Here is a 17,110-nt window from a genome sequence, read left to right on the forward strand (position 1 = left end):
GTGATCCGCCAGCTCTGACCGAGCGGCTTAGGTTGTGCTCATGCACCGTCCCCACCTCGCGCGGTCCCTGGAGTTCCCCTACCGGCGGGAGCGGCTGGGCACGATCGCGCGGGCCGCCCTGTACTCGCTGATCGCGCTGCCGCTCACCCTGGCCGGCTGGTTCGCTGTCGTCGGTGTCCTGCTGGCCGGCGCGGTCCTGTCGTGGACGACGCCGGGGCTCTGGCTTCTCGCCATAGGCGTCCGGGGGGCGCTGGCTCTCGGAGACATTCAACGACGCCTGATGCGCGCCCTGTTGGGCATCGAGATCGATCCGCCGCCCCGCGCGGAGACGTCGGGGGCGTTCGACTGGCGGCGCTCGGTGCTGGGGGGACGGCACGGATGGCGGGCGGTGGGCTGCGCCCTGGTCGCGCCGCTGACGGCGCTGCTGCCGCTGCTCGCGGTGTGCGTCGGCTTCGTGCAGGGAGCGCTCCTGAGTCTGTATCCGCTGCTCAAGCGCTGGGACTACTTCACGATCACGGAAGGCGACGGTTCCATGCGGCGGGTGGGAATGGAGGTGGGAGGAGTGGAGTTGGACAGCTGGCCGCAGCGGCTGGCCCCATTCGTCCTCGGCCTGCTGCTTCTGTACGCGGCGCCGTGGCTGGTCCGTCACGCTCTGGCCCCGCACCGGATGCTGCTCACCGCGCTGCTCGGGCCCGACCGGACGGACCAGCGCATCCAGACCCTGGAGGAGACCCGGGCGCAGGCCGTGGACGACGCGGCGGCGACGCTGCGCCGCATCGAACGCGATCTCCACGACGGCACCCAGGCCCGCCTGGTGGGTCTCGGCATGCACCTCACGATGATCCGTGAACTGGTGATGGCAGGCGCCGATCAGGACCGGATCCTGCGGGTCGTGGAGACCGCCCAGGGCAATGCCAAGCAGGCGGTCGCCGATCTGCGGCACCTGGTGAAGGGCATCCACCCGCCGGTGCTCGACCAGGGCTTGGACACGGCGCTTGCCACCCTCGCGGCGGACAGCGCCCTGCCGGTGCGGGTGAGGTGCGGGATCGAGGGCCGGCCGAGCCCCGCGGTCGAGTCCATCGCCTACTTCTGCGCGGCCGAACTGCTGGCCAACGCGGCCAAGCACAGCGGGGCTTCGGCGGTGGAGGTCACGGTGGTCGGCGCGGCGCGGATGCTGCTGCTCACCGTCGAGGACGACGGACGTGGGGGAGCGGTGGTCGGCGCGGGCAGTGGCCTGGCGGGGCTGCGGGCCCGGGTGCGGACCGTGGATGGATCGCTGACCTGCAACAGTCCACCGGGAGGGCCTACGGTGGTGAGCGTGTTGCTGCCCTTCAAATGAGTGAGAACGGAACGGGTCGATTCATGCGCGTTGTCATCGCCGAGGACTCCTCGATCCTGCGCGACGGACTCGTCCAGCTCCTGGAGTTGCGCGGGGTGGAGGTGGCGGCCGCCGTGGCGGACGCGTCGGCGCTGCTCGCCGCGGTCGCCGAACACCGCCCGGACGCGGCGGTGGTGGACATCCGGCTGCCGCCGACGCAGACCGACGAAGGACTCAGGGCGGCCGTGGAGATCCGCCGCACGGCGCCCGGCACCGGCGTGCTGATCTTCTCGCAGTATGTGGAGACCAAGTACGCGGCGCAGCTCATCGGCGACGGAGGGGCCGGTGTGGGCTATCTGCTGAAGGAACGGGTCGTGGACATCGGGGAGTTCGTCAACGCCCTGGAGCGGGTGGCGGCGGGTGGCACCGCGCTGGACCCGGAGGTGGTGGCCCAGTTGTTCGGCGCGAGCCGGCGGGCGGCGGCGCTGGACGCGCTGACGCCGCGCGAGCGGGATGTGCTCGGGCTGATGGCGGAGGGACGCACCAACCATGCCATCGCGACGTCGTTCGGGGTGTCGGAGCGGGCGGTGGAGAAACACATCGCGAACATCTTCACCAAACTGGATCTGCCGCCGTCGGACTCGGGACACCGTCGGGTGCTGGCGGTGCTGCGGTATCTGGACCGGTCCGTGTCGCCGTAGCTCAGATCCGGCTCAAGGATGCCGAAAGTAATGGACGCACGCCGGCTGCGCTCCTTAAAGTCGCGCTGTGCCCGACATATCACTGACCATGCTCATCGTGCTCTGTCTCGCCGCCGGAGCGGCCGGCTGGATCGACGCGGTGGTCGGCGGGGGCGGACTGCTCATGCTGCCCGCGCTGCTGCTGGGCCTGCCGCACGTTCCGGCGGCGCACATCCTGGGCACCAACAAGGCCGTTGCCATCGTGGGCACCTCCGGTGCGGCCGTGACGTATGTGCGCAAGGCGCCCGTTCAGGTGAAGTCCGCGGTGCGGATCGGGCTCGCGGCGCTCGCGGGCTCCATGACCGGGGCGTTCTTCGCGGCCGGTATCAGCAGCGCGGTGTTGCGGCCGGTGATTCTGGTCGTGCTGCTGGGGGTGGCGGCGTTCGTGATGTTCAAGCCCGCGTTCGGGACGGCGGCCGGCGGGCGGCCTGTCACCCGGGCCCGCGCCGTGACGGCGGTCGTGCTCGTCGGCGGCGGCATCGGCCTCTACGACGGGCTCTTCGGCCCCGGGACCGGTACGTTCCTGGTCCTCGCCCTCACGGCCGTGCTCCACCTCGACCTGGTGACGGCGAGCGCCACCGCCAAGATCGTGAACGTCTGCACCAACGCGGGCGCGCTCGCGATGTTCGCCTACCAGGGCAACGTGCTGTGGCAACTGGCCGCGATCATGGCGGTGTTCAATCTGGCGGGCGGCATGATCGGCGCGCGGATGGCACTGAGCAGGGGCAGCGAGTTCGTCCGGGGTGTGCTGCTGGTGGTCGTCTTCTCCCTGGTCGCGAAGCTGGCCTTCGACCAGTGGAACGCGTGAGGGCGGCGCGGGGCGCGGCGCTGAGCTGAGCCAACCCCGCCCGGCGCGGGGTCCGTTCGGTCAGAGGGCGCGTTCCGGACCCGCGTGGGCGGGTGGGCGGAGCACGCCGGTCAGGTGGGCGAAGGCGACCACGTTGCCCCGGTAGCCGGTCCCCGGGGAGAAGCCGCCGCCGCAGGTGATCAGGCGCAGCTCCGGGCGGGGCGCGGCGCCGTACACCTTGGCGTCCGGGAACGCCTCGTTCTCGTACACCTCGACCGCGTCGACGTCGAACACCGCCGTCAGTCCGTCGGCGCGGGTCACCTCGACCCGGCTGCCCTTCTTCAGCGCGCCCAGCGCGTAGAAGACGGCGGGACCGCGCGCGTCGTCGACGTGGCCCGCCATCACGGACGTGCCCCGGGTGCCCGGCGGCGTGCCGTCCTTGTACCAGCCCGCCATGTTCGTGCTGCCCGGCGGCGGCACGTCCAGGGTGCGGTCGGCGCCGAGGCCGAGCCGCGTCACGGGTGCGTCCACGCCGATCGCCGGGATCTTGACCCGTACGGGTTCGGCGGGCGGGAGGCCGTCGGGGGGCGGGAGTTCGGTCCCGGCCCGCACGGCGGACCCGCTCCTGGGATCAGCCGCGATCCCGTCGCGGGCCGCTCCCCTGCCCCCAGCTCCCGCCGGTCCCGCCGCGAACGCCTCGGCCCTGGCGGGCCGGGGCGGCTCCACGGTCTCCAGTCCTCGCTCGATCAGCCAGATCCCGGCGAACGCGGCGATCACCACCAGCCAGCCCGCGTCGCGCCGGACGCCCCCGGTCGACAAGGGCGGTCAGCCCCGGCCCTGCGCGCCGCTCGCCCGGCGACGCAGCAGCCAGGTGCCGCCCACGGCGGCCGCGGCCAGTACCGCCGCGCCCACCGCGATCTCGGTGGTGTCGGGGCGGACGCTGCCGCCGACCCCGGTTCTGACATGACCCCGTGGCTCGTCGCCCTCCCACGGCTTGACGCGCCCCGGCTGATCCTTGACGTCCCAGGACTTGTCGTGACCGGGGGAGTCCTTGACGTCCCAGGGTTTGTCGTGACCCGGCGGTCGGTCCTTGACGTCCCACGGTTTGTCGCGTCCCGTGCGGTCCTTGACGTCCCACGGTTTGTCGCGGGTCCCCTGGTTGTCCGGGTCCCACGGCGTGTCGCGGCCCGGCTGATCGCCGCTGGCGTTGACCTCGGGGCGCGTCTCGGCGGTCTCTGTGTTTTTGATGTTTCTGGTGTTTTCGGCGTTCTTGGCGTTCTTGGCGTTCGCGCAGCGCGCCGATCCGCAGGCGGTGGAGCGCCCGGCCACCGTCGCGCCCGGGGACGCGCTCGTCGCCCCGGGATCCGGCGGTCCGCCGGGCTCGGCGTCGGCGTACGCGAGCGCACCCGCCGGGCCCAGCACGGCGGCGCCCGCCAGCAGGGCGCTCGTCAGGAGTCGGGCAGCACGCATGGGTCCTCCGTGGGCGAGGCAGAAGCTACTGCCTACGACCTAAGAGCCACCCCGGCCCCGGCGCCCGCCGACGGGGGACAAAAGGGTGAGACCCGGGGCCGTACGAGTTACCGGTGTCCCGGCCCGCCGGGCCCCCCGCAGCGCCCCGCCCTCGCCCCCGCCGCCGTGCGGTGTGGGTCACCCCGGGTGGATCGGGTCCCAAGGGGTTTCCTCGAACGCTCGCCACACCACCTTCATCAGCTCCGCGTCCACCGCGAACTCCCGCTCGTCGACGCGCCCCACCGGGGCGATGCCGCGCGCGTTCGTGACGAAGGCCGCGCTGTACGCGGCAAGGCCCGCCAGGGTCACCTCACGGCGGGTCGACTTCAGGCCGTGGTCCGCCAGGCGGGGTTCGAGTACGGCCCGGGTGACGCCGGGCAGCGCGGGACGGTCGGGCCAGACCACCGAAGTCCCGTCCCAGAAGGCGATGTTGGTGACCGCGCCCTCCGCGATCACGCCACCGGGGCCGGTCAGGAGGGCGTCGGTGAAGCCCTGGCGGCGGGCGAGGCGGCCGTAGTAGGCCTGCGCGAACCCGCCGAGGTGCTTGAGGTGGGCGACCGGCCGCTCGTAGGGCACGGACAGCAGCGACTGGGCGCCGGAGGGCATGTCGACGGGCTCGTTCACGACGACCATCACGGTGGGCGCGTCCTCGGGCCCGTACACGTAGACCCGTACGGCCGCGTCCCGCGTGCCCGCCGCGTCCAGGGCCCCGGCCACCAGCGCGCGGATCCGGCCGCCGTCGAGAGCCGGGCCGAACAGCTCGCGGTTGGCCCGGTCGAGACGGGTCAGATGGTGGGCGAGACCGCGCACGCCCGCGTCGCGCACCTGCATGGCGGTGTAGTGCCCGTAGCCGCCGGTCAGCGCGGGAACGAGCAGGTTCTCGGCGTTCGCGGGACGGCCGTCGATCTCGACGTACGGAAGTGTCATGCGCCTCAACATAGTTCGCCGACGCCCGGGCTTGACCTCAACTGGGCTTGAGGTTGAATCCTTCTCGCCATGGACATCACCACGGACATCACCACCGCCACGGACACCGCCATCGACACCGCCACCGGCGCCACCACCGGCGCCGAGCAGGCTCCTCTTCGGCTCGCCGTCGTCATCGCCTCCAACCGCGAGGGCCGCTTCGCGCCGGTCGTCGCCGAGTGGTTCCTGGCCCGGGCCCGCGAACACCAGGGCCTGGCCATCGACGTGCTCGACCTCGCCGAGACCGAACTGCCGACCACCCTCTCCCACAACCCCTCGCCCGCCGTTGCCGCCCAACTCGCCGTCACCTCGCCTAAGTTGGCCGACGCCGACGCCTTCGTCGTGATCACCCCCGAGTACAACCACTCCTTCCCCGCCCCCTTGAAGAACCTCATCGACTGGCACTACACGCAGTGGCAGGCCAAGCCGGTCGGCTTCGTCTCGTACGGCGGGGTCTCCGGCGGTCTGCGCGCCGTCGAGCAGCTGCGGCAGGTCTTCGCCGAGCTGCACGCCGTCACCGTGCGGGACGGGGTCAGCTTCCAGCACGTGCACGGCCTGTTCGACGAGGAGGGCGAGCACCGCGAGCCCTCGCAGGCGGACGCGGCCGTCAAGAAGATGCTCGACCAGGTGACCTGGTGGGCGCTCGCGCTGCGCGACGCCAAGCAGGTCCGCCCGTACGCCGCCTGACGGCGGTGGCGAGGCGGCGCCGGTGACGTGGCGCCCGGCCCGGCGCGTCCGGCAGGATCGGGGTCCACGCCCGGGCCGGGGTGGCGCTCGCCGTCCCGGCCGGGCCCGGGCCCACCACCGAGGGAGGACGCCGTGACGACGGCCCAGACGCTGACCGTGCACACCACCACCGACAGCCAGGACAAGGCGGCGGCGCCGGCCCGTGGCGCGGTGCAGACCCGCCTCGCGGCCCGCGCCCAGATCGCGGGGCCCCTCACCTCCATCGAGCCGACCGAGTCGACTGAGTTGCCCGACCCGGCCGACCCGGCCGAGCGATGAGCCGCGACGAGCCCGCGCTCCCCTTCTTCGTGTACGGCACGCTGCGCCCCGGTGAGCGCTACCACCGGCGGTTCCTGCGTGGCCGTACGGTCGCGGAGCGACCGGCGCTGCTGGCCGGTGCGGTCCTGTACGACGGGCCCGGCTACCCGTACGCCCTGGCGCACGCCGCGCTCGAAGGCGGCGCGGCCGGGCCCGGGGTCCCTGCGGTCACCGGCACTCTCGTCGAGATCGCCCCCGCCGACTACCCGCAACTCCTGGGCGCGCTGGATGAGTTGGAGGAGTACTTCGGGGCCGGGGACCCCCGTAACGTCTACGACCGGGTGGCGCGCGAGGTGGCCGTCGAGGGGCGCGCCGTGTGGTCCTGGGTCTATCTCGCGGCGCCCCGCCTCGCCCGTGAGCTGCGCGCGGGCGGCACCGCGATCCCCGGCGGCGACTGGCTCAGGCGGCCGGCCCCGCCCGCTCCACCCGTACCGCGCACGCCTTGAACTCGGGCATCTTGGACACCGGGTCGAGCGCGGGGTTGGTGAGGTTGTTGGCCCGGCCCTCGCCCGGCCAGTGGAACGGCATGAACACGGTGTCGGAGCGGATCGCGGCGGTGACGCGGGCCGGGGCGGTGGCGTGCCCGCGCCGGGAGGTCACCGTCACCGCGTCGCCGTCGGCCACCCCGATCCGGCCGGCGAGCAGGGGGTGCAGCTCCACGAAGGCGCCCGGCGCCGCCGCGTCGAGTTCGGGGACGCGCCGGGTCTGCGCGCCCGACTGGTACTGTGCGAGCACGCGCCCGGTGGTGAGCACCAGCGGATACTCGGCGTCGGGCTCCTCCTCGGGGCCCCGGTGGGTGACCTCGACGAACCTGGCCCGCCCGTGGTCCGTCGCGAACCGTTCGAGGAAGAGCCGGGGCGTGCCCGGGTGGTCCTCGTCGGGGCAGGGCCAGAACACGCCGTCCTCGGCCTCGATGCGGCGGTAGCTGATGCCCGCGTAGTCGGCCGCGCCGCCCGCCGACGCCCGGCGCAGCTCCTGGAACACCGTCTCGGGGTCGGCGGGGAACTTCCTCGCCGTCTCCTCGCAACTCAGGAGCTTTGCAAGGGAGTTGAGGACAGAGAGGTCGCCGCGCACGCCGTCCGGTGGGGCGAGGGCGGCCCGGCGCAGCAGCACCCGGCCCTCCAGGTTGGTCATCGTGCCGGTCTCCTCCGCCCACTGCGTCACCGGCAGCACCACGTCCGCGAGTTCGGCGGTCTCCGAGAGCACCACGTCCGCGACGGCCAAAAAGTCCAGCGCGCGCAGCCTGCCTTCGATGTGGGCCGCGCGCGGCGCCGAGATCACCGGGTTCGAGCCCATCACGAGCAGCGCCCGCACCTCGCCGCCGAGCGCGTCGAGGAGTTCGTACGCGCTGGGCCCCGGCCCGGGCAGCGAGTCCGCGGGCACTCCCCACACTCCGGCCACGTGGGCGCGGGCCCGGGGGTCGGTCAGTTTGCGGTAGCCGGGCAACTGGTCGGCTTTCTGGCCGTGTTCGCGGCCGCCCTGGCCGTTGCCCTGGCCGGTGAGGCAGCCGTATCCGGACAAGGGCCGGCCCGCCCGTCCGGTCGCGAGACAGAAGTTGATCCAGGCGCCCACCGTGTCGGTGCCGGTGGCGTGCTGCTCGGCGCCGCGCGCGGTCAGCACCATGCCGTCCGGCGCGTTGCAGAACAGGCCGACGGCCGCCCGCAGTTGGGGCACCGGCACCCCGGTGATCTTCTCCACCAGCTCCGGCCAGTGCGCCATCACCGCCGTGCGCGCCGCCTCCCAGCCCGTGGTCCGCCGCGCTATGAACGCCTCGTCGGTGCGCCCCTGGGCCACCACCAGGTGCAGCAGGCCAAGGGCGAGCGCGAGGTCGGTGCCCGGGCGCGGCGCCAGATGCAGATCTGCCTGCTCGGCCGTCCTGGTCCTGCGGGGATCCACCACGATCAACTTGCCGCCGTTCTCGCGCAGTTCGCGCAGATGGCGCACGGCGGGCGGCATGGTCTCGGCCAGGTTCGAGCCCGCCAGGATCACACAGCCGGTCCGCGCCACGTCCTGGAGCGGGAACGGCAGCCCCCGGTCCACGCCGAACGCCCGCTGATGGGCGGCGGCCGCCGACGACATGCAGAACCGCCCGTTGTAGTCGATGGTGGAGGTCTTGAGCACCACGCGGGCGAACTTTCCGAGCGCGTACGCCTTCTCGTTGGTCAGGCCGCCGCCCCCGAACACCCCGACCGCGTCCGGGCCGTGCTCCTCGCCGACCGCGCCGAGCCGCGCGGCCACCAGGGCCAGCGCCGCGTCCCAGGTGGCCGGTTCGAGCCGTCCGGTGGCGGCGCTGCGGATCAGCGGCTCGGTCAGGCGCAGCCTTGGGTCGAGGAGGGCGGGCGCGGAGCTGCCCTTGCCGCACAGGGCGCCCCGGTTCACGGGGAAGTCGCGCGGGACCACTTCGAGGCCGCCGGGCGCGCCGCTCGCGGCCCGCAGCCCCATGCCGCACTGGAGGGAGCAGTACGGGCAGTGGGTGGCGGTGACGGGCGGGGGCGCGGGGGCTTCGGTGGGCATGCCCCCACGCTGCGCGAGGCGTGTTACGCCCGGCGCCGCCCGCCGGTTACGCGCCCGCTGCGACGGCCTCATCGCGGCGGCCGGCGCGCGGTGAGGCGGTCGCCATCGGAACGTGACCCGGCAGGGCCGGGCCCCCGCCGCGCCCGGGCCCCCGCCGCCCCCGGGCCCCCGCTGGGCTGGGCCCCCGCCGCCCGGCGGACCCGCCACCCCGGGCGGGCCCGCCCGTGCGTCAGCCGGCCAGCGCCCGCGCCACCCCGGGCTCGGTGGGGCCGAGGAAGGTGGGGTCGGGCTCGAACACGACGTCCATCAGGGCCTTGCCCGCGGCGAACACCTCGCGTGCGCCGCCGTAGTACCAGGTCACGTCGTGCGCGGCGTCGACGCCCACCCCATAGGAGCGCACGCCCGCGGCCTCGCACAGCGCCACCGCGCGCCGGATGTGGAAGCCCTGGGTGACCAGGACGGCCCGGTCCACGCCGAAGATCTTCTTGGCCCGTACGCAGGAATCCCAGGTGTCGAAGCCGGCGAAGTCGGCGACCACGCGGGTGTCCGGCACCCCGTGGCGCAGGAGATAGCCGCGCATCGCGTCGGGTTCGTCGTAGTCGGCGCGGCTGTTGTCGCCGGTGACCAGGACGGCCCGCACCTTTCCCGCCCGGTACAGCTCGACCGCCGCGTCGAGCCGGCCGGCCAGGTACGGCGAGGGCTCGCCCTTCCACAGGCCCGCCCCGAACACCACCGCGACCCCGGCCGCCGGGGCGTCCGCCACGGTGCCGACACGGCCGACGGTGCTGGTGCGGAGCCAGGTGGCGGGCATGAGCGCGAGCACGCACCCGGCGACCACACCCCGCAGCAGGCGCCGCCGCCCCGCGCGGGTACGCGGCAGACGGGGTCGTTTCAGTGGGATGCGCGGCACGGGGTCCCTCCGGGGGCGGATCGGTGTACGAAAGGGTGGACGCGTGGGGCGGCGCGCCGGTTCGCCCCGTGGCAGCGCGGCCCCGGGGCGTGAACGAGGGTGATGAGCGGGGTTTTCGGCGGGGTTGTGACGTGACTGGTGCTGTGACCGGTGCTGTGACCGGGGCGCAATGGGCCGGCAACATGCGCGCGGCACGATCGGCGCATGACAGATCAGTGCCGGCGCAGGACAGATACGGACTCCGGTGGGCCCGCTCTCGTGGCCGTCGCGCACGGCAGCCGTGACCCCGGCGCGCTGCGGACGGTCGACGCGCTCCTGGACCGGGTGCGCGCGCTGCGCCCGGATCTCGATGTGCGGCTCGGGAACATAGAGATGGACCGGCCCGCGCTGAGCGACACGCTGACTCAGCTGCGTGGCGAGGCCGTCCTCGTACCGCTGCTGCTGGGGCGCGGCCACCACGTCAAGCACGACATCCCGCACGTCCTGGCCACGGCGGGCGGCCATCTGCGGGCCCGGGTCGCGGCGCCGCTCGGCCCACATCCGCTGCTCGCCGAGGCCCTGCACGCCCGGCTCATCGAGGCGGGATGGCCAGGCGAGCCCGCCGGAGCGCGCGCCACCGAAACCGCGCCCGCCACCGACGCCGTGCGCGCCGCTGACACCGCGCTCTCCACCGACGCCGTGCGCGCCGCTGACACCGCGCTCTCCACCGACACCGAGCGCGCCGCTGACACCGCGCACTCCACCGAAACCGCGCGCTCCCTGGCCGTCGTGCTGGCCGCCGCCGGCTCGCGCGATCCCGCGGCGGCCGCCGGCACGCGCCGCACCGCCCGCCTGCTCAGCGCACGTCTGGGCGGTGTGCCGGTGGTGCCCGCCTACGCGTCGGCCGCCTCGCCCACCGTGCCCGACGCGCTGCGCGCACTGGCCGCGCGCGGCAGGCACCGGGTCGCGATCGCCGCGTACTTCACCGCGCCGGGACGTTTCGCGGCGCAGTGCGCGGCCCAGGCGCCGTGGGTGGCGGCGGCGCCTCTGGGGGCGCATCCGGCGATGGCCGAGCTCGTACTGCGCCGCTACGCACAGGAGTTGACGCCGCACGCGGCCCTGCGCGATCCCCGCGCGGATTCGGTGCTCGCCCGGGTGTGAGCGGCAGGGACGCAGCGCGGGGACCCCCCCATGAGCCCCACTTGTCACTGTCTGCGTTTACTGTCGGTGCATGGAGTTCTACGCCGAGGCCGACACAGAGCGCTGGGCCGCCGAGCCCGACAAGCGGCCGGGCCGCACGGCTTTCCAGCGCGATCGCGCGCGCGTGCTGCACTCGGGGGCGCTGCGCCGGCTGTCCGGCAAGACGCAGGTCGTCACGCCCGGCTCGCTGCCCCGGGGGCTCGCCGCCACCCGGCCGGGACAGATCCCGCTCCAGGCCTGGGACGCGAGCCCGCGCACCCGCTTGACGCACTCCCTGGAGTGCGCGCAGGTGGGCCGTGAGCTGGGCGCCGCCCTCGGCTGCGACCCCGACCTCGTCGAAACCGCCTGCCTCGCCCACGACATGGGACATCCGCCGTTCGGGCACAACGGCGAGCAGGCGCTCAACGAATTCGCCGAGGACATCGGCGGTTTCGAGGGCAACGCGCAGTCGCTGCGCCTGCTGACCCGGCTGGAGCCGAAGCGGTTCGTGCGCTCGTCGGTGACCGGGGAGCCCGTCAGCGTCGGGCTCAACCTCACGCGCGCCGCGCTGGACGCCGCCACCAAGTACCCCTGGCCGCGCGGCGCCCACCCCGGCGGCCCGGCTTCGGTGAAGTTCGGGGTGTACGAGGACGACCTGCCGGTGTTCTCCTGGGTCAGGCAGGGCGCCACGCCCTACCGCACGTGCTTCGAGGCCCAGGTCATGGACTGGTCGGACGATGTGGCGTACTCGGTGCACGACTTCGAGGACGGCCTGCACGCCGGGCACATCGACCCGCGCGCGCTGCTCTCGGCGACCGAGCGCGCCGAGGTGTGGCGCGTCGCGATCGGCCGGTACGTGCCGCAGGACACCGCTCCCCAGGAGCTGGCCGACGCCCTGGACCGGCTCATGGAGCAGGAGTGGTGGCCGCACGGCTATGACGGCTCCGCAGTTTCCCAGGCCCGCCTGAAGGACGCCACGAGCCAGCTCATCGGCCGGTTCTGCCTGGCCGCCGAGAGCGCCACGCGCGCCGCGTACGGCACCGGACACCTCACCCGCTACGGCGCGGAGCTGGTCGTGCCGCGCGCGGCCCGCAATGAATGCGCCGTCCTGAAAGCGGTCGCCGACCGCTATGTGATGCAGCGCGACGAGCAGGAGCGGCTGCGCGCCGACCAGCGCGTGGTGCTGACCGAGCTGGCCGAGGCGCTGACGGCCCGCGCCCCCGCCGACGGCCTCGACCCGCAGTTCCGGGCGCTGTACGAGGAGGCCGGCGACGACCGCGACCGCAAGCGTGTGATCGTCGATCAGGTCGCCTCGCTCACCGACGCGGCGGCGCGTTCGCTTCACTCCAGACTCACCGTGCACCACCGGTAAATCCAGGCCGACCCGGCGTCCAGGCGGAGCAAGCCCTCTTCCCCCATCACGCTCCGTGCGGGACGCTCGCAGATGGCGGCGCCGCGCAGCAAGCACCGAGGAGGCATCAAGTGGTCGACGCAGATCGGACATTCGTGATCGTGGGAGGCGGTCTCGCCGGGGCGAAAGCCGCCGAGACCCTTCGCGCCGAAGGGTTCAGCGGGCGAGTGATCCTCATCGGTGACGAACGCGAACACCCCTATGAACGGCCGCCCCTGTCCAAGGGGTTCCTGGCCGGCAAGGAGGAGCGCGACAGCGTCTTCACGCACGAGCCGGCCTGGTACGCGCAGCGCGACATCGAGCTCCACCTCGGCCAGCCCGTGACCGCCATCGACCGCGCGGCCAAGACGGTCCGCCTCGGTGACGGCGCGCTCATCCAGTACGACCGGCTGCTGCTGGCCACCGGCGCCGAGCCGCGCCGCCTGGACATCCCCGGCACCGGCCTGGCGGGCGTGCACCATCTGCGGCGCCTGGCCCACGCCGAGCGCCTGAGGCACGTCCTGAAGGCGCTCGGCCGCGACAACGGCCACCTCGTCGTCGCGGGCGCCGGCTGGATCGGCCTGGAGGTCGCCGCGGCCGCCAGGGGCTACGGCGCCGAGGTCACCGTCGTCGAGCCCGAACCGACCCCGCTGCACAACGTGGTCGGCCCCGAGCTCGGCCAGCTCTTCACCGACCTGCACGCCGAGCACGGCGTCCGCTTCCACTTCGGGGCCCGCCTCACCGAGATCGTCGGGCAGGACGGCATGGTGCTCGCGGCCCGCACCGACGACGGCGAGGAGCACCTCGCGCACGACGTGCTCGCCGCGATCGGCGCGGCCCCGCGCACCTCGCTCGCCGAGACGGCCGGGCTCGCGATGGTCGACCGGGAGCACGGCGGAGGCATCGCCGTGGACGCCTCGCTGCGCACCTCCGACCCCGACATCTTCGCGGCCGGCGACGTGGCCGCGGTCCACCATCCCCTGCTCGGCGTCCGGCTGCGCGTGGAGCACTGGGCCAACGCCCTCAACGGCGGTCCGGCCGCCGCCCGCGCCATGCTGGACCAGGACGTCACCTACGACCGGATCCCGTACTTCTTCTCCGACCAGTACGACGTCGGCCTCGAATACTCGGGCTGGGCGCCGCCGGGCTCCTACGACCAAGTGGTGATCCGGGGCGACACGGGCAAGCGCGAGTTCATCGCGTTCTGGCTGAAGGAGCGCCGGGTCCTGGCCGGGATGAACGTCAACGTGTGGGATGTCACAGAGCCCATCCAGGCCCTCATCCGGGGCGGGGCCCAGGTGGACACCGACGCGCTCGCCGATGCCACCGTCGCGCTCGGCTCCCTCGCACCCTGAGTGTCGGCGCGTCCCCGTAGACTTCACGCGTGGCAGGCAGGATCAACGATGACGACGTGAAGGCGGTACGGGACGCGGTCCCGATCGACGCCGTCGTGTCCGAATACCTCCAGCTGCGCAACGCGGGCGGCGGCAACCTCAAGGGTCTGTGCCCCTTCCACGACGAGAAGTCCCCGTCCTTCCAGGTCAGCCCGAGCAAGGGTCTCTTCCACTGCTTCGGCTGCCAGGAAGGCGGCGACACGATCGCCTTCGTGCGCAAGATCGACCACCTGTCGTTCTCCGAGGCGGTCGAGCGCCTGGCCGCCACCGCGGGCATCACCCTGCGCTACGAGGAGGGCGGCTACAACCCCTCCCACCAGCGCGGCGAGCGCATCCGCCTGGTCGAGGCGCACAAGGCGGCCGCGCAGTTCTACAGCGAACAGCTGGGCAGCCCCGAGGCGGAGATCGGCCGGGCCTTCCTCGCCGAGCGCGGCTTCGACCAGGCGGCGGCCGCCCACTTCGGTGTGGGCTACAGCCCGGCGGGCTGGGACCACCTGACGCGTTATCTGCGCGGCAAGGGCTTCAGCGACAAGGAACTGCTGACCTCGGGCCTGGCCCAGGAGAGCCGCCGCAACCCCATCGACCGCTTCCGGGGCCGCCTGATGTGGCCGATCCGCGACGTGTCGGGCGAGGTCGTCGGCTTCGGCGCGCGCAAGCTGCGCGACGACGACAACGGCCCCAAGTACCTCAACACCCCCGAGACGCCGATCTACAAGAAGTCACAGGTCCTGTACGGCATCGACCTGGCCAAGAAGGACATCGCCAAGTCCAGCCGCGCGGTCGTCGTCGAGGGCTACACCGACGTCATGGCCTGCCACCTGGCCGGCGTCACCACCGCGATCGCCACGTGCGGCACCGCCTTCGGCGGCGACCACATCAAGATCCTGCGCCGGCTGCTCATGGACAACGGCTCGGCCCGCGTGATCTTCACCTTCGACGGCGACGCGGCGGGCCAGAAGGCGGCCCTGCGGGCCTTCGAGGACGACCAGAAGTTCGCAGCCGAGACCTACATCGCGATCGCGCCCGACAACATGGACCCCTGCGATCTGCGCCTGGCCAAGGGCGACGAGGCGGTCGCCGAGCTGGTCCAGCCCCGCACCCCGCTCTTCGAGTTCGCCATCCGCCAGATCGTGAGCCGCTACGACCTGGAGACGCCGGCGGGGCGGGCCGCGGCCCTGGACGAGGCGGCCCCCATCGTGGCCCGCATCAAGAACGTCGCCTCCCAGCACGAGGTCGCCGTCCAACTCGCGGGCATCCTCGGCATCCTGGACACCCAGTTCGTGGTCAAGCGCGTCGCCCAGCTCGCCCGCTGGGCCCGCGACCGGGGCGGCAAGGGCCCCGCGCCCGCGCCCGGGCGCCGCCAGGGCTACGAGAGCGCCGCCCCCCGCCCCACGGTGGGCCCCGGCCCCGCGCTGAACCTGCGCAGCCCCGCCCACCGCACCGAACGGGAGCTGCTGAAGCTGGCGCTCCAGTACCCGCACCTGGTCTCCCCGGCGTTCGACGCCTACGGCGCGGACGAGTTCACCGCGCCGCCCTACGCGGCGGTGCGCCAGTGCATCCAGGAGGCGGGCGGCGCCACCGACGCCCCATCGGACTATCTGCCCACCGTCATGGACCGCGCGCCCAACGACGTGGTCCGCGCCCTGGTCACCGAGCTCGCCGTCGAGGCCATCCACGCCCGCACGGTCGACGAGGCGTACGCGGGCGAGCAGTTGGTGGCCGTGCGCCGCCGCGCCGTCGACCGGCGCCTCCTGGACATCCAGGGCAGCCTCGCCCGCCTCGGCCAGCACGGCGACCCGGCCCAACTGGCCGCCGTGCAGAACGAGTTGTGGGTGCTCCAGCAGTACGGTCAGGCCCTGCGCAACAAGGGCGCGGCCGCGCTCTAGGGGGTGTCTGGTGGATCAGGCGCGCCCCCGGCCATGGTCCACCAGACACCCCCTAGGCGCCGCGCCGGCCCGATCCGGTCGCACGGCGGCCGCGCCCGGCCCCGCGTGGGTAACCACCCGCTCACGCACGGCTTCAAAAAGTCACCGCACGCCCGTCGCGGCGGGACTGTGTCGTACCCCACACTGGATGGCGGTGCCTGAGTCCTCGGAGCGCGGCCGGCCCACCCCCGCAGGTGGGCACCTCACCCCCGCGGATCCGCTCAATGATGAGTCCGGGACGGAATGCGGCCCGGCCGCCCCCGTCCCGCTGCCGGACGCCCCCGATCCGGCAGCGATCACCCTGGAGGTCGCCCCCGTGCAGACCCGGACCCTGACCGACCACGACGTCGTCACGGCGGCGCAGCCGCCTCGGCCCCGCCCCGCGCACCGCGCGGACGCGCAGCGGACCGGGCCCCAGGCGGGGCCCGCGCCCGAACCGTTCGAGGAAGAGACGCCCCGGCCCCCGGCCCCCGGGCCCGGCCGGACCGACACCGGCGGCCCCTCCTCGGACCTCTTTCGCCAGTATCTGCGCGAGATCGGACGCATCCCGCTGCTCACCGCCGTCGAGGAGGTCGAGCTGGCCCGGCGCGTCGAGGCCGGCCTGTTCGCCGAGGAGAAGCTGAACACCGCCTCCGACCTCGACTCCCAACTCGCCGTGGATCTGGACAAGTTGGTCGTCATGGGCCGCATGGCCAAACGCCGCCTCATCGAGGCGAACCTGCGGCTGGTGGTCTCGGTGGCCAAGCGGTACGTGGGGCGCGGCCTGACCATGCTCGACCTGGTCCAGGAGGGCAACCTCGGTCTGATCAGGGCGGTGGAGAAGTTCGACTACGCGCGGGGCTACAAGTTCTCCACGTACGCGACCTGGTGGATCCGCCAGGCCATGTCGCGGGCGCTCGCCGACCAGGCCCGCACCATACGGGTGCCCGTGCACGTCGTCGAACTCATCAACCGCGTGGTGCGCGTCCAGCGCCGGATGCTTCAGGAACGCGGCTACGAACCGACCGCCGACGAGGTCGCCGCCCACCTCGACCTGACCCCGGAACGGGTCGGGGAGGTGCTGCGCCTGGCCCAGGAACCGGTCTCGCTGCACGCGCCGGTGGGGGAGGAGGACGATGTCGCGCTCGGCGACCTCATCGAGGACGGCGACGCCGCCTCCCCCGTGGAGTCCGCCGCGTTCCTGCTGCTTCGCCAGCACCTGGAAGCGGTGCTGTCCACGCTCGGTGAACGCGAACGCAAAGTGGTGCAGCTGCGGTACGGGCTCGCGGACGGCCGGCCGCGCACGCTGGAGGAGATAGGGCGCATCTTCGGCGTGACCCGGGAGCGGATCCGCCAGATCGAGTCGAAGACGCTGAACAAACTCCGCGACCACGCGTTCGCGGAGCAGCTGCGGGGTTACCTGGACTAGCGTTCCCGGCGCCCGACAGGCAAAAGGGGCCGGCGCGCACCGCGCAC

The 17,110-nt window shown here is 73.4% G+C and carries 16 protein-coding genes; 11 read left to right on the forward strand and 5 right to left on the reverse strand.

The genetic code is table 11. From position 1 onward, the window contains the following. Positions 1-40: 40 nt before the first annotated feature. From ACFYM2_RS20550 to ACFYM2_RS20560, 3 genes are all read left to right on the forward strand, one after another. The gene (locus ACFYM2_RS20550) at positions 41-1,339 is read left to right on the forward strand and encodes a sensor histidine kinase (protein ID WP_388837863.1); all 1,299 of its coding nucleotides are present in this window, start codon (positions 41-43) and stop codon (positions 1,337-1,339) included. Positions 1,340-1,362: 23 nt separating this feature from the next. Beyond that, positions 1,363-2,019, forward strand: a complete 657-nt coding sequence (locus ACFYM2_RS20555) for a response regulator (protein ID WP_388837866.1) — start codon at positions 1,363-1,365, stop codon at positions 2,017-2,019. 67 nt (positions 2,020-2,086) lie between these two features. Continuing rightward, complete coding sequence (locus ACFYM2_RS20560; protein ID WP_358999891.1) at positions 2,087-2,866, forward strand: TSUP family transporter; 780 nt, start codon at positions 2,087-2,089, stop codon at positions 2,864-2,866. A 60-nt stretch (positions 2,867-2,926) separates the two neighbouring features. Here the strand turns inward: ACFYM2_RS20560 and ACFYM2_RS20565 are convergent, their stop codons facing one another. The 3 genes from ACFYM2_RS20565 to ACFYM2_RS20575 all read right to left on the reverse strand — a co-directional run bounded on the left by ACFYM2_RS20565 (position 2,927) and on the right by ACFYM2_RS20575 (position 5,281). Next, complete coding sequence (locus ACFYM2_RS20565) at positions 2,927-3,664, reverse strand: class F sortase (protein WP_388837869.1); 738 nt, start codon at positions 3,662-3,664, stop codon at positions 2,927-2,929. Between the two features lie 6 nt (positions 3,665-3,670). Next, positions 3,671-4,315, reverse strand: a complete 645-nt coding sequence (locus ACFYM2_RS20570; protein ID WP_388837872.1) for a hypothetical protein — start codon at positions 4,313-4,315, stop codon at positions 3,671-3,673. Between the two features lie 177 nt (positions 4,316-4,492). Next, positions 4,493-5,281 carry an aminotransferase class IV gene (locus tag ACFYM2_RS20575; protein WP_358999882.1) on the reverse strand — a complete coding sequence of 263 codons (789 nt, stop codon included), beginning with the start codon at positions 5,279-5,281 and terminating at the stop codon, positions 4,493-4,495. A gap of 69 nt (positions 5,282-5,350) precedes the next feature. Here ACFYM2_RS20575 and ACFYM2_RS20580 point away from each other — a divergent pair, with 69 nt between their 5' ends. The 3 genes from ACFYM2_RS20580 (at position 5,351) to ACFYM2_RS20590 (ending at position 6,810) form a co-directional block, all read left to right on the forward strand. Continuing rightward, the gene (locus tag ACFYM2_RS20580) at positions 5,351-6,007 is read left to right on the forward strand and encodes an NAD(P)H-dependent oxidoreductase (protein ID WP_358999879.1); all 657 of its coding nucleotides are present in this window, start codon (positions 5,351-5,353) and stop codon (positions 6,005-6,007) included. 132 nt (positions 6,008-6,139) lie between these two features. Continuing rightward, positions 6,140-6,325 (forward strand): hypothetical protein, encoded by a 186-nt coding sequence (locus ACFYM2_RS20585; protein WP_388837875.1) that lies wholly within the window; start codon positions 6,140-6,142, stop codon positions 6,323-6,325. Further along, the gene (locus tag ACFYM2_RS20590) at positions 6,322-6,810 is read left to right on the forward strand and encodes a gamma-glutamylcyclotransferase family protein (RefSeq protein WP_358999877.1); all 489 of its coding nucleotides are present in this window, start codon (positions 6,322-6,324) and stop codon (positions 6,808-6,810) included. Before ACFYM2_RS20585 ends, ACFYM2_RS20590 begins: the two co-directional genes overlap by 4 nt. Here ACFYM2_RS20590 and ACFYM2_RS20595 read toward each other — a convergent pair. Next, positions 6,764-8,878: a molybdopterin oxidoreductase family protein gene (locus ACFYM2_RS20595; protein ID WP_388837878.1), complete on the reverse strand. Its 2,115-nt coding sequence runs from the start codon at positions 8,876-8,878 to the stop codon at positions 6,764-6,766. The two genes, ACFYM2_RS20590 and ACFYM2_RS20595, sit on opposite strands and share 47 nt — an antisense overlap. A gap of 229 nt (positions 8,879-9,107) precedes the next feature. Beyond that, positions 9,108-9,779, reverse strand: coding sequence for a vancomycin high temperature exclusion protein (locus ACFYM2_RS20600; protein ID WP_388458162.1), 672 nt, complete (start codon positions 9,777-9,779; stop codon positions 9,108-9,110). Positions 9,780-9,992: 213 nt separating this feature from the next. Between ACFYM2_RS20600 and ACFYM2_RS20605 the strand changes: the two genes are divergently transcribed. The 5 genes from ACFYM2_RS20605 (at position 9,993) to ACFYM2_RS20625 (ending at position 17,063) form a co-directional block, all read left to right on the forward strand. After that, positions 9,993-10,928 (forward strand): sirohydrochlorin chelatase, encoded by a 936-nt coding sequence (locus tag ACFYM2_RS20605; RefSeq protein ID WP_388837881.1) that lies wholly within the window; start codon positions 9,993-9,995, stop codon positions 10,926-10,928. Between the two features lie 70 nt (positions 10,929-10,998). Next, positions 10,999-12,318, forward strand: coding sequence for a deoxyguanosinetriphosphate triphosphohydrolase (locus tag ACFYM2_RS20610; RefSeq protein ID WP_358999865.1), 1,320 nt, complete (start codon positions 10,999-11,001; stop codon positions 12,316-12,318). A 110-nt stretch (positions 12,319-12,428) separates the two neighbouring features. Next, positions 12,429-13,691: an NAD(P)/FAD-dependent oxidoreductase gene (locus ACFYM2_RS20615; protein ID WP_388458050.1), complete on the forward strand. Its 1,263-nt coding sequence runs from the start codon at positions 12,429-12,431 to the stop codon at positions 13,689-13,691. A gap of 29 nt (positions 13,692-13,720) precedes the next feature. Continuing rightward, the gene (gene dnaG, locus ACFYM2_RS20620) at positions 13,721-15,616 is read left to right on the forward strand and encodes a DNA primase (protein WP_388458048.1); all 1,896 of its coding nucleotides are present in this window, start codon (positions 13,721-13,723) and stop codon (positions 15,614-15,616) included. Positions 15,617-15,809: 193 nt separating this feature from the next. Next, positions 15,810-17,063: a sigma-70 family RNA polymerase sigma factor gene (locus tag ACFYM2_RS20625; protein WP_388458046.1), complete on the forward strand. Its 1,254-nt coding sequence runs from the start codon at positions 15,810-15,812 to the stop codon at positions 17,061-17,063. Positions 17,064-17,110: the final 47 nt, after the last annotated feature.

The sequence above is a fragment of the Streptomyces sp. NPDC006711 genome (assembly GCF_042869775.1).
Classification (GTDB): domain Bacteria; phylum Actinomycetota; class Actinomycetes; order Streptomycetales; family Streptomycetaceae; genus Streptomyces.

Excerpts from the sequence above, each read along its gene's own strand:
- ACFYM2_RS20570 (WP_388837872.1), bottom strand. The coding sequence starts at position 4,315 with ATGCGTGCTGCCCGACTCCTGACGAGCGCCCTGCTGGCGGGCGCCGCC.
- ACFYM2_RS20605 (WP_388837881.1), top strand. The coding sequence starts at position 9,993 with ATGACAGATCAGTGCCGGCGCAGGACAGATACGGACTCCGGTGGGCCC.
- ACFYM2_RS20595 (WP_388837878.1), bottom strand. The coding sequence starts at position 8,878 with ATGCCCACCGAAGCCCCCGCGCCCCCGCCCGTCACCGCCACCCACTGC.
- ACFYM2_RS20555 (WP_388837866.1), top strand. The coding sequence starts at position 1,363 with ATGCGCGTTGTCATCGCCGAGGACTCCTCGATCCTGCGCGACGGACTC.
- ACFYM2_RS20580 (WP_358999879.1), top strand. The coding sequence starts at position 5,351 with ATGGACATCACCACGGACATCACCACCGCCACGGACACCGCCATCGAC.
- ACFYM2_RS20550 (WP_388837863.1), top strand. The coding sequence starts at position 41 with ATGCACCGTCCCCACCTCGCGCGGTCCCTGGAGTTCCCCTACCGGCGG.
- ACFYM2_RS20575 (WP_358999882.1), bottom strand. The coding sequence starts at position 5,281 with ATGACACTTCCGTACGTCGAGATCGACGGCCGTCCCGCGAACGCCGAG.
- ACFYM2_RS20590 (WP_358999877.1), top strand. The coding sequence starts at position 6,322 with ATGAGCCGCGACGAGCCCGCGCTCCCCTTCTTCGTGTACGGCACGCTG.
- ACFYM2_RS20610 (WP_358999865.1), top strand. The coding sequence starts at position 10,999 with ATGGAGTTCTACGCCGAGGCCGACACAGAGCGCTGGGCCGCCGAGCCC.